The following is a 12,399-nucleotide window of genomic DNA, read 5'->3' on the forward strand; positions in this document are numbered from 1 at the left end:
AAATATTGCCTCGTGTGCTCATACCAAGTTTGTTACGATTCGTCATGTAAAGGTTTTCAGGTATCGAAGCATTATACAAATATCTTCTTGGAGGGGTTCATATGAAAAAGAGTTTACTCGTATTAAGCGGTGTTCTAGCAATCAGTACGGCACTTGCAGGCTGTGGCAGTAAAAGTGAAGATAAACCGGCTGAAACGGCTGGTGGTGCAGCAACTTCATCAACGAAAGCACCTGTAACAATTAAAGTACAAGCATGGTATACAGAAGCTCAAGGTAACTGGAACAAAACAGTTGAAGCCTACAATGCAACTCATCCGAACGTAAAAGTCGTTTATGAGAGCATGTCCGAGAAGGGCGATTCCCAAGAAGGTATGAAAAAGCTTGATCTACTAGCTGCTTCCGGCGAGCAAATGGACGTTGTTATGTACTCCAGCGCATCTGATTTTGCACAACGTGTAGGTGCAGGGATTCTTGAGCCTCTAGATGCTTACCTGAAAAAAGATAACATCGTTGTTAAAGACGAGTACAAACTTGATCCGGTTGTTAACGGCAAATACTATGCATTGCCTGGTAAAATGATTGAATGGTTCGTTCTTTTGAACAAAGACAAATTAGATGCTGCGAAACTTCCAGTTCCGACAGAATGGACTTGGAATGACTATGCAGAATATGCGAAAAAATTAACTTCCGGTGAAGGCGCAGCGAAACAATACGGTTCGTACTTCCACAACTGGAAAGACTACGCTCTTCTAGGTTTGAACAACAATATGGATAACCCGTACCTAGTTAAATCTGATGGTACAGAAAACATTGATAACCCGCAGGTTCGCTTCTCCTTGAACCTACGTAACCAAATGGAAAACGTGGATAAAACGTCTGTTCCTTACTTCGAAGTTGTTTCCCAAAAGATGGCTTACCGTGACGTGTTCTACGCAGGTAAAACAGCTATGCTAGCAACGGGTAACTGGATGGTTGGCGAGCTTTCACAAAATGCGAAGTTCAACACCGTATTTGCGCCATATCCGAAATATGATGCAAAAGATGCGAACGGTTTAACTGAAGTTGGCGCTGACTTCATGGGTGTAGCTGCAAACTCCAAAAACAAACAAGCAGCTTATGACTTCGTGAAATGGTACACAACGGAAGGTATTCAAACGCAAGGTCTGTTCTTCTCCGGTTGGAAGAAAGCGGATATTAATAAAAACGTAGACGCGATCCTAGCAAGCGGCAAGCCAGATGTTGTTGCTAAAATCGATAAAACGTCCTTGCTATCTACGTTGAAAGTAAACAAAGCTACTAAATTGGTTGTTCCTCCAACGTACGCATTGCAACAAGAGAAAGAATACTTGACGCAAGTTGAATTGTTCTTGACAGGCAAGCAAGATCTGGAGAAAACGATCTCAACAGCAAAAGGTAAAATTGAAGACATCAGAAAGAGCAATGCGAAGTAATCGGTAACGATGAAATCTGCTTTACTGTTATAATAGTTTAAGGAAGCAAGAGGAGGCCAAAGTGGCCCCTCTTTTTCCCATTTTCAACGGGAAAGGCAGGACATCTTCGTGCTAAACTGGCTTCGCGCATTATCGCTGCGTAACAAATTAGTCCTAACGATTCTGATTTGTCTGGTTATACCATCCATTGTTTCGATGAATGTATCCAATTTGTTTACAAGAGATGCTGTGCGCTCACAAGTGGCGAACAGTTCGCGAGAATCCATGCGGATTGTTAATCAGATTGTTTCGGGGCAAATGAAGAATATGTTATATATCATGAACTTCATTCAATTCGATGAGGATCTGCAGGAGCCTATTCTGAATTTAAGCCATCGGGATGAGAAGTCGACGATAGGTGACATTGTTGCAGATAAGCAAACCATTTCCAAAAGGCTCACGACGGTTATCAAATCATTAGGCAATTTGTATGTAACCGTGCTATTGCCCAACGGGCAATATGTCGCTTCCTATTCCACCTTTAATTTTGACCCGAGAACGTTTCTGGATAAGAGTTGGTTTCCTGAAGTGGATCAGGTGACTGGCTATAATGTGAAGTGGATTGGCGCAGAACGGAATTACAGCAATGAGTCTAGTCAGCCCTATTTATTATCTGCTGCGAAGCCGCTCAAAACGAATGGATTGACGAAGGGCTATGTTGTTGTCGGTCTAGAGATGAGTGTGTTACAGCAGTTGTTTAATCAATACGAAGACAATGAATCCATGGTGATCATTGATGGTCAGGGACGTATTTTAGTCGACAGAGACTCCAGCACGATAGGGGAATTATTTCCCTATTATGACCAACTGCCAGCTGAGGACGGTTCGTCTTTTGTAAAGGTAGATGGGGAAGATTATATCTTACTAAGCAGTCAAGTGACGACCGAATGGAAGCTTGTGAACATGACGCCATATAAGGCGGCAGCGCAGCAGATCGAGTCGTTCCGAAAGACGGATTTTGGGATTCAGCTGCTGTTTCTGGTTTTGTTCGCGGTTGTGCTTCTATATGTGGTAGGAACCCTTACGAAGCCAATCGCAAAGCTTGTTCAAACCGTCGTTCGTATCGAATCCGGTCAGTTGAGTGAACGCTCCAATATTCATGGCGGGGATGAAGTAGGACGGCTTGGTTATGTGTTTGACCGGATGATTGATCGCATCGAGCTGACGCTCTTCGAGAACAAGCGAGAACAAGAGTTGAAACGCAAAGCGGAGCTGGCGATGCTGCAGGCGCAAATTAATCCGCATTTTCTGTTTAACGTTCTGAATTCGATTCGGTTGAAAATCATGATGAAAGGCGACGAGGAGAACGCGGAGCTCATCAGCTCCTTATCTGCACTTCTACGAATGACCATCAACCGCAACAACGCGTACATTTCACTACATGAAGAGATTGGGATCAACGAACACTATGTACGACTTTTAAATTCGCGGCACGGTGATCGGGTTGTCCTGCGGGTATCTGTGGCGTCTGACACTCTTCTGATCCAAATTCCACGCTTCCTTCTACAGCCGCTCATTGAGAATGCGTATATTCATGGGCTTAAAAGTAAAGCAGGTGAAATAACGATCGCCTCCCGAATTTCCGAGGATGGCAGGCTGCAAGTGGAGATTAAGGATTCTGGTGTAGGCATGACACTGGAACGCCTTGCTGAACTGCGCGATCATCTGGGGGCCGCTTCAATGGCCTATATAGAGGAAGAAGGAAGCAGCCCTTCCTTATCTGGCATTGGTTTGCATAATGTGTTTGAACGACTTCGCATGATCTATGGGCATCGATTCGATTACGATATTGAAAGCACACTGGGACACGGAACCCAGATCATTCTACGCTTTCCGCAGCAACCCGAGAAGGAGGTGTGACCCTTGTACACTGTCATGATTGTAGATGATGATATCCCCGTTCTTGAATTTCTGAAAACGACGATCAAATGGGAAGAGCTTGGCTATCAATTGACTGGCGTTTATGCCAATCCGTTGGAAGCCTTGAAGGCAGGCCAGCAATCGAAAACGGATGTGCTGATCAGCGATATCGGGATGCCTGAGATCAACGGACTGGAGCTGATCAAGTCCCTCCGCGAGGAGGATCCGAACGTGAAGGCTGTGATTCTCTCCTGCCACGACGAATTCCATTACGCACAGGCGGCGGTTAAGCTTTCGGTGAGTGAATATATTTTGAAGGAAACGATGAATGTCAGCAATATTACCGAGGTACTGATCAGGCTGAAGGAACAGTTGGATGCGGAGGATCGGCAGCAGTCGAAGAGCCGCAAGCTGGAGAAAGAGGTTTCTCAGCAGCGCGGAGCGTCGAAACGCCAATTTATCCGCAGCACGGTGAATGAGCCATTATTCGATGCTGCGGAGTGGAGTGCCAAAGCAGAGGACTTCGGGATCCAGCTCACGAAGCATGCGGTTCTGCCTGTTTTCGGCTATGCCAATCGGGTGAAAGAAGCGAATAGTCGGTTTCAATCGAAGGATTTATTCGAGTACACGATTCAGAATATCGTCGAAGAGCTGCTGATCGATCAGAAGGAAGTGACCTTATTCACCTACGATACAGGAGAAATTGTGCTGTTATTTCCACATTTCTCTGAGCTGCATGTGAACAATAGTCAGAAGATGGAACAGACGCTGCGACAGCTGCAGACGTGTCTGCAGAAGTATGCGAAAATTTCATTTTCGTTCATCACCGGGACGCCTGTGAAGGATGTTCGGGCATTGAAGGATCAGTTGATTCGCATGGTGGAAGCCAAGGCGATACGATTCTATATGCCAGAGTCCTCGATCAGCAAGCTTGAGCATATGCGGGATGGCTTCGGAGATGGCGGGGAGCTGCTGGCGCAGTACGCGCAGGCACTGGATGAGTTCCGTAGTGTGGTTTTCGATGAGCGCGGGGAAGTGATTGAGTCGTTCGTCTCGAAATGGGTCGATTTCATTCAATACAATCGGTTCCGTCCCTTGGAGGTCAAGGATTGGCTGCTCAAAATGATCCTCGACGTGCGAATGCGTCTCAAGTCCCTACAGCATTATCAATCGACGTTTTCCTCAGAGCTGCTGCACCATGATGTGCATGAACTGTCTTCCATCCGTGAAGTGGAGCTATGGCTCAAGGATTATCTGCAGCAGGCGATCCAATGGGCTGGGCAAGTGTACAGAGAGTCGCATAATCGTGAAATCTTGGAGTGCCAGCGGTTCGTGTACAACCATCTCGATACGAAAATATCACTCGAGGATGCCGCGGCACATCTGCACCTGCATCCGAGCTACTTGAGCCGCTTGTTCAAGCGGGAAACCGGCGAGAACTTTATCGAGTACGTGACGCGGATGAAGATGGAGAAAGCGAAGGAGCTTCTGGAGATCACCGATAAAAGCGTGGAACAAATCTCCGACATGCTCGGCTACGAGAATAAGAACTACTTCGGCAAGCTGTTTAAGGCGCATACCGGATTCGTGCCGAATGTGTATCGGGGGCAGACGAAGGGAAGTTCGTAGGTGGGAAACACAACGGCACAGAACCCTGCAACCATGCAGTTTTCTGTGCCTTTTGCTGCCGAGATGACCTACATATATGTGATATCTTATTTACATGTTTCAAAAAAGCGCTCCGCCGCTTCTCCTACATGCTTTATAGTAAACGTAGCCGCTGTTTTAGATCTTGCATCACTGTTGCGGATCAAGATCGTAGTTCCAATTCCAGCCCGCAAACCTGCTTCGATGTCACTCTCTTTATCACCTATGATCACCGATGAGGCTGGTTCCAGCTGGAACTCCCGTATTGCTTGTAAAATCATACCCGGATTCGGCTTTCGGCAAAAGGCGTCTTGTTTATATTCACCGAGGCCATGTACCGGGTGATAGGGACAAAAATATACCTTGGCTATCCGGATTCCGTGATCTTCGAATTGCCCGACCATCCATGCCGTTAACGCCCAAAAGTCGTTCTCCGTGTAATATCCCCGCCCAATACCCGCTTGGTTGGTCACAATGATGAGCAAAAAACCCGCTTGTTGAAAACGTAAAAGGTTCTCGAATATACCCTCGTTAAACTCAAAATCATCCAATTTGTAAACATACGATTTATCAAGATTAATTACACCATCTCTGTCGAGCAAAAGTGCCTTTGGTCTCATCCGTCTCCACCTCCGGTGCCAAGCTCGGATTTCGCACGCTCATAGTCTTCCGGAATACCCATATCAATAAAATAACCTTCACTCGGGAAGCCATATATGTTAAGTTTCTGTACGCCGGGATTTTCTAGAAATTGCTCAAACGAAAACTTGGCAGACAGCTCGAAGGGATCCCACAAATCGGTACGAGCTACGTATACACCACCATTAATCAAGCCGGATTCGCACATCCGTTTCTCCTGAAAGCTCAACACTCGCCAGTCCGAACTTACGATAACGGCACCATATCGGTCAAACTGTCTCATCGGTTTAAGCGAAAGCGTCAAGTCCGCAGCGTGCTCTTGATGATACTGAACTAACTGCGGGATATTGACTTGAAACAATGTGTCCCCATTTACTAAAAGCACCTGATCGCTGGAAATTCGATCCATCGCCTTCTTTAGAGCCCCTCCGGTTCCTAGTGGTTCTTCTTCCACCGAATAGGCGATCGTTATTTCTCCGAATCGATGGCCGAAATAGGAGCTTATGGTTTCATGCTTGTATCCTACCGCAAGTACCACCCTGCGAACCCCTTGCATCTCCAATCGTTCAAGAATGTAACGAAGAAATGGTTTGCCCCCTACGGGAGCCATCGGTTTCGGTACATCCCATATAACCCCCCGCAAACGAGTCCCAAGTCCGCCAGCTAGAATGACTGCTTCCATAGGGTTAAAATCCTTTACCAAATATGGTTTCTTCTACAATTGCACATAAAATATGACCAATCACAATATGCGCTTCTTGAATTCTCGGGGTTTCCTGGGAGGGTATACGAATGCAGATATCGCATAGGGCAGCCATATTACCCCCCGTTTCACCGGTTAAACCAATTGTCGTGATCCCCATGGTACGGCATATTTCTAAGCCTCTCATAACATTGGGGGAGTTGCCGGATGTGGAAATGCCAATAAATATGTCTCCTGTTTGGCCGTTAGCTTGAATTTGCCGTGCAAACAACTGCTCATATCCGTAGTCGTTTCCGATTGCAGTAAGAATGGAGGTATCTGTCGTAAGTGCGATGCACGGCAGTCCGGGCCGTTCGAAATAAAAACGGCTGACGAATTCGCCGGCAATATGCTGAGCATCTGCCGCACTTCCGCCATTGCCGCCGATCATGATTTTATTACCCTTTCGGTAAACCTCGATCATTGTACGAGCTGCCTGCTCTATTAAACTAAGTAAAGCTCTATCCTTAGCAATCGTCCGTTTAATCTCCATCGACCGTAAGATTTCACTGCTAATATACTCCCTCATCGTGATACCCTCCATCCTTGCGTACCGTTCTTTGTAAAATGGACTTGATACACTTTGCCTCCTAATTCGTTCAATCGATGAACCACCTGTATGCGTTTGACGGGATCCACGATGAACATCATAAATCCGCCTCCTCCAGCTCCAGATACCTTGCCTGCTAATGCACCGGCATTCATCGCCGTATCGTATATGAAGTCAATCCGATCGTTCGTTATAGAGGATGCCATCTTTTTTTTGGCATTCCATGATTTCCCCAAGTGCTCGGCAAACTTTGTGATTTCTCCCTTTAAGATACATTCCTTTATGGCGTAAGCCTCCGCTTTCAATGCATGGGTGGCTTTCAGGGTTGACTGTTTTTTATTCTGTGTATTGCGTACTTGTTCGTCAATGATCTTGGCAGATTCCCTTGATGCTCCCGTGTAATATAAAATCATGGAGTTCTCCAATTCACTGATAATCCAATTTTTTACCCGAAGCGGGTTCACAATAACCCGATTGTTCTCGTAAAACTCAATAAAGTTAAATCCACCGAAGGTGGCCGCATATTGATCCTGCCTTCCTCCGTTAAATCCAACTTCGATACGCTCGATTTCATAAGCAAGTTGAGCAATTTCATATTCCCCAAGCGGCAGATTAAGCCACTCCACGAAAGCTTTCAGCATGGCGACCACCATTGTGGATGATGATCCGAGACCGGATCCTGCGGGAGCGTCAGAATAAGTGGTCATCCGAAATGAGAGCGGCTTGCCTTTCATAAACTGTCTGACAATCCGGTTATATACGCCTTTATGCAAGCTTAGGCAGCCATCCAACCCCAGCTCCGGGAGAGCTGCATGATGGAACTCTTCATTGAGATCTGCAGCGATAAAAGTAAGGTTACCGTCATCGATGACCTCAATCGTACAATAGGCGTACAAGTCAATTGTCGCATTGAGTACGCATCCTCCGAATAAGTCGCAGTACGGCGACACATCCGTTCCTCCTCCGGCTAACCCCAATCTTAAAGGGGCTTTAGACCTAATGATCATCTGCTTCCTCCGTTCATTTTGTTGTCCAAAATACATTGAACCAATTCAGCATATGTTCGAATAGGACAACTTGTATGGACGGATGGTGCAGCGTTGAATATTTTCCATCTCCTCGCTTTTTGAAAATAAACGTTTGTCCCATTCAGACCATTTACAGAGGGAATAGTATAGCTATGTGATAATGAATTGCGCCCAGGAGGGGTTTCGGTGAAGCTAAAGGCTAGGAGAAAGAAGAGAAAGATGGTGGGGTCTATACGCGTGCGTAACCTTCGTAAATACAAAGCAGGCCGGCGCCTATTGCTCAAACGTGGAAAATCTGTACGTGCCCGATGGAAGAATCGGAGAAAACGGTCAGTTATGAAGCTTTATAAACGCAACAGGATCCGGCGCTTGAAACGTCGCCGGATCCGTAAAGGCTTACGACTCGTGAAAAAGCTGGTGGTACCGAGCTCACCTCACCCACTGGTCAGTATTATTATTCCAGTTTACAACAAATGGAGTTTTACTTACCCATGCTTGGTGTCCATCGTTCAGAACACACATGGAATTCCTTACGAGATCATTGTGATGGACGATAATTCAAACGACCTAACAGCCCGTATCGGACATTTCGTCAAACAAGTCACTGTCATCCGCAATAAGGTGAAGAGGGGATTTCTTCATAACTGCAATCATGGGGCAGCGATTTCCAAAGGAAAGTATGTATTATTTTTAAATAACGATACCATAGTGACTCCCGGTTGGTTGGCGCATCTGCTGTCTTTACCCGAGAAAGATCCAACCATCGGAATCATAGGCTCTAAGTTGATATATCCGGACGGAAGGCTTCAGGAGGCCGGCGGTATTGTCTTTAATAACGGGTATGCAAGGAATTTCGGTCGATTAGATAGTCCAGACAAACATGAATACAACTATGTCAAGGAAGTGGATTACATCTCAGGGGCATCGATCATGATTCGTAAAGACCTATGGAATGGAATAGGCGGTTTTGATGAGCATTTCGCACCTGCTTACTCTGAGGATGTGGACATTGCATTCAAAGCAAGACAACACGGGTACAAGGTTATCTACCAACCCAAATCCGTTGTCGTGCACTACGAGGGAGTATCCCACGGTACAGACCTTAACTCAGGAATAAAGAAATATCAGGTGATCAACCAGCAGAAATTCACAGAGAAATGGGCGGGAGTACTGCAGCGGGATCAACTTGCTTACGGTGAGCACCTCTTTTGGGCAAGGGAACGCTCAAGGAATAAAAAAACCATTCTGGTCATTGACTACGGCGTTCCAAGTTTCGACAAAGATGCGGGCAGCCGAACGACGTTTATGTATTTGAAACTATTTGTTGATATGGGCCTTAATGTAAAGTTCATACCGGACAACTTCACCAAACTGGAACCCTATGGCTCTGAACTCGAACAGCTAGGCATCGAGATCCTTTATGGACCGCAGGACCGCAGGTATTATGAGCATTGGATAGTCAAGCACAGGAATTATATTGATTATGTCCTGCTGAACCGGCCTAACATTTCATATCAGTATATCGATCTAATCAAAGCCTATACCCGCGCGAAAATTCTGTATTATGGCCATGACTTGCATTATGTCCGTGAGCTGAAGCGATTCGGATTGGAGAACAACCGCGAACTGCTTCATGCATCCGAGTTCTGCAAAAGGCTCGAGTTCGACATGTTCAGCAAAGCGGATACCGTTCTGACCTGCAGCGACTCAGAAAAACGAATTATCGAAGGGAATTTTCCAAATAAAAATACAGTATTGCTTCCGGCCTACTACTTTGACCATACGATACCGACAACAAAGCAATGGAATGAACGCAATGGTCTGCTCTTTGTTGGCGGCTTCAACCATAGCCCTAACACCGACGGTATTTTGTGGTTTTGTCGCGATATCCTGCCTATTGTGCAACAATCCATTCCTCATATACACATGTTCATCGCCGGTTCCAATCCACCGCCCGATGTAGTAGGATTACAATCGGATCGGGTTACTGTCACAGGATTTATACCAGACGAGGAGCTTAAACAGCTGTATGGAAACACTAAAATTGCCGTCATTCCTCTTCGCTACGGCGCAGGCGTGAAAGGTAAAACGGTGGAAGCCATGCGCCATCAGATGCCGTTAGTTACGACCAGTACGGGAATCGAAGGGCTGCAGAATATTATGCACATGATTGAACCTATGAACACCCCACAGGTATTTGCAGAAGAAATCATCCGGTTATATCACAATAACAGTCTATTAGCACACAAGGCCGAACAAAGTAAGCAGTATGTGGAAACTTACTTCTCCAGATCAAGAGCCTTGGAGAGTATAAAGTCAGCTTTATAGCGCAGGATAAAAGTAGGGAAATGATAAAAAGTGACTGAAAGTTTCGACTTTCAGTCACTTTTTATCGTTCGATTTAACTCGGGAACCGAAAGCCTAATGGTAATGGAAGGCTGAAATCGGCTCAACCATATTGGGAATTTCCCACATGTAACGTCCGAACAGCTGCAATTTGCAGTGATTTTTGGCATCGTCGTACCGTATACCAATATGATTGCGCCACATGAGCCATTTATTGACAGACCCGTGTTCGTCGTTCGGTGCACTTATTTGTTTTGTTTGGGGATTCATCCAGAATTGTACCCACGGAAATGAGATAGCATCCGCTTCTTTCTGGGCCATAAGTCGGGGCAAGGCATCACGGAAGCTTTCATCCATGATCTCATTCGCATCAATTGCCAGAATCCAATCTCCTACAGCTTGATCGACCAGGAAATTCCTTGCGACAGACTCGTTCCAATCTTCGGAGTAGGGTAAGCCGGACTGCTTATTATGGAACAGCCGAATATTCGCGCGGTTTTTCCACTCATTGATGATGTCTACACTGGCGTCGGTGCTACCTCCGTCCACGATCAGAATTTCATCCGCATAGGAAGCGACACTTCCTAGAAACAGTGGGAGAAACTGTTCCTCATTCAAGATCGGCACAATGACCGAAAGCTTGGGCTTCGGCTCCAATAGCGGAGCGTGCGGAACAGCCACCGGTTCATAAGCTAACCGTGCGTCTATGAAAGGAGGTTGCGGCTGCTTAGCCGGAGGAGTAGAACGTAAAGTTTTACGTTTGCTTCTTCGCATACGTTTTTTATAATTCCGCAGCGGACGCTTGCGGAATTTGACTGTTCTCCGCGTTCGTTTCATGTTAAGCCCAATTTTCCTGCGGCTTCTCTTACGAAGCTTTTGTTTTCGGTATGCTTTTGCGGACTTTCTAGCTACCTGCCGGAGAACTTTTTTCATAGAGGACCTCCTTCGTGGTATGGTTGAAACGATTTAGAATCACAAATTGTTTTACATGGCCATTCCTGTAATCCAACTTAGTATATTCAGCCGTCTCTGCCTACGAATGGACGAATAACTACATTTGAGTTTTTGCCAAATGTAGTTAGAAATTAATTTTGCACGTCATTCTCCCTATGTTCCATATAACGGATCTCCGCTCCAAATAACTTATCGGCGATTAAGTTGCCTTTCCTGTCAAAGGCTCGGATCGTCCAATTATCCTCTGTGTATGCATCTATTACGAATAAAGCATAATTCTTGCTAACCGTAGCGATGTGATAATGATCACGGTTTGCTTTCACATCATCCAAAGTCAATTTGTATGGAACCGATGGGGTTAATCCTTGTAAGTGATTCCCCAGCACGATATAGCTAATCGCTGATTCTGGTGCGGTTCTCACCCCTACGAGAAAACTGTCCACGGATCTTGACCCCGTCGATATTCCCGTTGCTAGAAAGGGTTTGCCTTCTTCAATGAAATTACCAATCGAACCTCCACCATATCGATAGAAGACCCCCAAAGATTTCTCTACTTTAGCAACACCAAATGTATGAGTAAGCGCATCTTCAAATAGCACTGCTTTTCCATATACCGTTTTGTCGGACATGACGATTTGAACATTGCCTGGCAGTGTGCTGGTTGGGGTTAAGCGATAACCGGTTAACAAACAGAACAGGGCAATCCCCGTTACAAAAATAGCGCCTATTACGAATAGCTTCTTCAATTTCTCCCTCGCTATCTTTGATTTTCTCTGTCAGGTAATTGTTGCGGCTTATTCAGGGATATGTTCGTTGGAGCTTTCGTAAGCATTTAGGATCGCATTGAGCAGACCTGGGAATCTTTCTTCTAAATCATCCTTTCGTAATGACAAGAAGCGTTGAGTCCCATGCACGCGGACGTTTACAACGCCGGCTTCACGCATCGTACGCACATGGTGGGACAAGGTCGACTTCACGATGGCAACCTCTATGCCACCACAGGTGCATTCTCCTAATTTGCGGATTTCCGAGACGATGGATAACCGGACGGGATCGCTTAACGCATAGAGGACGGACGAGAGATGCATATCTTTTTTGTCCGGGTGATATAGTATCTTCAGGATGCTTCCTCCTCGTGTAGGC

At 45.9% G+C, this 12,399-nt stretch carries 11 protein-coding genes; 4 read left to right on the forward strand and 7 right to left on the reverse strand.

The features are described 5' to 3' along the window. The first annotated feature begins 101 nt into the window (after window positions 1-101). The 3 genes from AC58QC_RS20485 to AC58QC_RS20495 all read left to right on the forward strand — a co-directional run bounded on the left by AC58QC_RS20485 (window position 102) and on the right by AC58QC_RS20495 (window position 4,979). Window positions 102-1,451: an ABC transporter substrate-binding protein gene (locus tag AC58QC_RS20485; protein ID WP_497416928.1), complete on the forward strand. Its 1,350-nt coding sequence runs from the start codon at window positions 102-104 to the stop codon at window positions 1,449-1,451. A 108-nt stretch (window positions 1,452-1,559) separates the two neighbouring features. Then, the gene (locus tag AC58QC_RS20490) at window positions 1,560-3,350 is read left to right on the forward strand and encodes a cache domain-containing sensor histidine kinase (protein WP_497416929.1); all 1,791 of its coding nucleotides are present in this window, start codon (window positions 1,560-1,562) and stop codon (window positions 3,348-3,350) included. Between the two features lie 3 nt (window positions 3,351-3,353). Then, a complete protein-coding gene (locus tag AC58QC_RS20495) occupies window positions 3,354-4,979 on the forward strand; it encodes a response regulator transcription factor (RefSeq protein WP_497416930.1) in 1,626 nt (541 codons plus the stop codon). Between the two features lie 86 nt (window positions 4,980-5,065). Here AC58QC_RS20495 and AC58QC_RS20500 read toward each other — a convergent pair whose 3' ends face one another. Genes AC58QC_RS20500 through AC58QC_RS20515 form a run of 4 tightly spaced genes read right to left on the reverse strand, consistent with a single transcriptional unit; the run spans window position 5,066 to window position 7,935 of the window. Further along, on the reverse strand, window positions 5,066-5,617 hold the full coding sequence (locus AC58QC_RS20500) for a D-glycero-alpha-D-manno-heptose-1,7-bisphosphate 7-phosphatase (RefSeq protein WP_497416931.1): 552 nt from the start codon (window positions 5,615-5,617) through the stop codon (window positions 5,066-5,068). Beyond that, a complete protein-coding gene (locus AC58QC_RS20505; RefSeq protein ID WP_497416932.1) occupies window positions 5,614-6,318 on the reverse strand; it encodes a nucleotidyltransferase family protein in 705 nt (234 codons plus the stop codon). Before AC58QC_RS20505 ends, AC58QC_RS20500 begins: the two co-directional genes overlap by 4 nt. 4 nt (window positions 6,319-6,322) lie before the next feature. After that, the gene (locus AC58QC_RS20510; RefSeq protein WP_497416933.1) at window positions 6,323-6,907 is read right to left on the reverse strand and encodes a D-sedoheptulose-7-phosphate isomerase; all 585 of its coding nucleotides are present in this window, start codon (window positions 6,905-6,907) and stop codon (window positions 6,323-6,325) included. Beyond that, window positions 6,904-7,935, reverse strand: a complete 1,032-nt coding sequence (locus AC58QC_RS20515) for a GHMP family kinase ATP-binding protein (protein ID WP_497416934.1) — start codon at window positions 7,933-7,935, stop codon at window positions 6,904-6,906. The genes AC58QC_RS20510 and AC58QC_RS20515 overlap by 4 nt, the downstream gene beginning before the upstream one ends. 357 nt (window positions 7,936-8,292) lie before the next feature. Between AC58QC_RS20515 and AC58QC_RS20520 the strand changes: the two genes are divergently transcribed. Further along, complete coding sequence (locus AC58QC_RS20520; protein WP_497416935.1) at window positions 8,293-10,284, forward strand: glycosyltransferase; 1,992 nt, start codon at window positions 8,293-8,295, stop codon at window positions 10,282-10,284. A gap of 93 nt (window positions 10,285-10,377) precedes the next feature. Here the strand turns inward: AC58QC_RS20520 and AC58QC_RS20525 are convergent, their stop codons facing one another. The 3 genes from AC58QC_RS20525 to AC58QC_RS20535 all read right to left on the reverse strand — a co-directional run bounded on the left by AC58QC_RS20525 (window position 10,378) and on the right by AC58QC_RS20535 (window position 12,377). Further along, entirely contained in the window at window positions 10,378-11,235 is an 858-nt protein-coding gene (locus AC58QC_RS20525) for a glycosyltransferase (protein WP_497416936.1), read from the reverse strand. A gap of 152 nt (window positions 11,236-11,387) precedes the next feature. Next, on the reverse strand, window positions 11,388-12,002 hold the full coding sequence (locus AC58QC_RS20530; RefSeq protein ID WP_497416937.1) for a hypothetical protein: 615 nt from the start codon (window positions 12,000-12,002) through the stop codon (window positions 11,388-11,390). A gap of 48 nt (window positions 12,003-12,050) precedes the next feature. Beyond that, complete coding sequence (locus AC58QC_RS20535; RefSeq protein ID WP_497417069.1) at window positions 12,051-12,377, reverse strand: ArsR/SmtB family transcription factor; 327 nt, start codon at window positions 12,375-12,377, stop codon at window positions 12,051-12,053. Window positions 12,378-12,399: the final 22 nt, after the last annotated feature.

The sequence above is a fragment of the Paenibacillus sp. J22P51 genome (assembly GCF_059692215.1).

What these genes read in the sequence shown, in the direction of transcription:
- AC58QC_RS20485 (WP_497416928.1), top strand. Translation starts at nt 102, where the DNA reads ATGAAAAAGAGTTTACTCGTATTAAGCGGTGTTCTAGCAATCAGTACG.
- AC58QC_RS20500 (WP_497416931.1), bottom strand. Translation starts at nt 5,617, where the DNA reads ATGAGACCAAAGGCACTTTTGCTCGACAGAGATGGTGTAATTAATCTT.
- AC58QC_RS20505 (WP_497416932.1), bottom strand. Translation starts at nt 6,318, where the DNA reads ATGGAAGCAGTCATTCTAGCTGGCGGACTTGGGACTCGTTTGCGGGGG.
- AC58QC_RS20510 (WP_497416933.1), bottom strand. Translation starts at nt 6,907, where the DNA reads ATGAGGGAGTATATTAGCAGTGAAATCTTACGGTCGATGGAGATTAAA.
- AC58QC_RS20515 (WP_497416934.1), bottom strand. Translation starts at nt 7,935, where the DNA reads ATGATCATTAGGTCTAAAGCCCCTTTAAGATTGGGGTTAGCCGGAGGA.
- AC58QC_RS20520 (WP_497416935.1), top strand. Translation starts at nt 8,293, where the DNA reads ATGAAGCTTTATAAACGCAACAGGATCCGGCGCTTGAAACGTCGCCGG.
- AC58QC_RS20525 (WP_497416936.1), bottom strand. Translation starts at nt 11,235, where the DNA reads ATGAAAAAAGTTCTCCGGCAGGTAGCTAGAAAGTCCGCAAAAGCATAC.